General features: G+C 75.7%; 1 pseudogene. It reads left to right on the top strand.

Annotation, left to right across the window (positions count from 1 at the left end):
- Nucleotides 1-230: 230 nt before the first annotated feature.
- A pseudogene (locus AAHZ94_RS34845) lies at nt 231-557 on the top strand (FAD-dependent oxidoreductase); the annotation flags it as partial.
- Between the last annotated feature and the right edge of the window lie 97 nt (nt 558-654).

The following is a 654-nucleotide window of genomic DNA, read 5'->3' as shown; positions in this document are numbered from 1 at the left end:
GGGGGGCCCCCCCCCCCCGCCCGGGCCGGGGCCCCCGCCCCCCGCCCCCCCCCCCCCCCCCCCGGCCGCGTCACCGGCTAGACGTGCGACCGCCGTGCGACCGTGCTCGGTCGGTGCGCGACTGTCGGGGCCCGGATTTCTCTCTACCGTCGAGTCCGGTTCACGCATCCTCACCGCCAGCCGAGGGCATCAGGCCCCCGACGTGGTGCAGCGACCTCGGGGAGGGGCACGTGCTCGGCAGTGCACACCACACGGACGTCGTCGTCGTCGGAGCGGGCCTCGCCGGCCTCGCCGCGGCCCAACAACTGACCAGCGCCGGCCTCGCGGTCACGGTCGTGGAGGCCGAGCCCCGGGTGGGCGGACGCATGACGACCGACGAGGTCGACGGATTCCGGCTGGACCGCACCGGCCAGTTGCTCAACACCTCCTTCCCTGAGCTGCGCCGCACCCCGGGCCTGCGCGACCTGCCACTGCGGCCCTTCTCGCCCGGTGTCCTGGTGCACGGCGAGGGGCGTACGCACCGGATCAGCGAGCCGCGGGGCGCGGGCGGCGCGTTCGAGGGGGGCCCCCGGCCCGGGGGGGGGGCCGGTACGAGCACATGACGACTCTTCTGACCGAATCTCCTGACCGAACGACAGATTGGGGCGGCCATGG

Source organism: Streptomyces sp. HSW2009 (genome assembly GCF_040240285.1).
Classification (GTDB): domain Bacteria; phylum Actinomycetota; class Actinomycetes; order Streptomycetales; family Streptomycetaceae; genus Streptomyces.
The sequence above is the reverse complement of the archived record's forward strand: the minus strand, read 5'-3'. Positions and strand labels throughout refer to the sequence as shown.